We start from the raw sequence: 261 nt of genomic DNA on the forward strand, positions 1-261 counted from the left end.
CTAAACAAAAACAGTAAAAAAAGCTTTATTGATCAATATAATGACCAATAAAGCTTTTTTTTAAGTTCTATAATACTTGGTACTGATAGAAATATTTTCTGACCGAGTGCCCATTTTTTTAAATACCTTGAATTGTCAAATTAAATGCAACACTTTACTAAAATAGACCTCATATGGTGTTCGCCAACCCAAACATTTTTTGGGACGAAAATTTAATTTGTTGACTATTTCCTGGATTTCATCGTTTGTCTTGTTATCTAG

General features: G+C 29.1%; 1 pseudogene. It reads right to left on the reverse strand.

Annotated elements, in window-relative coordinates:
• Positions 1-135: 135 nt before the first annotated feature.
• A pseudogene (locus tag ON15_RS11615) lies at positions 136-261 on the reverse strand (IS30 family transposase); the annotation flags it as partial.

This window comes from Liquorilactobacillus vini DSM 20605 (assembly GCF_000255495.1).
Classification (GTDB): Bacteria; Bacillota; Bacilli; order Lactobacillales; family Lactobacillaceae; genus Liquorilactobacillus; species Liquorilactobacillus vini.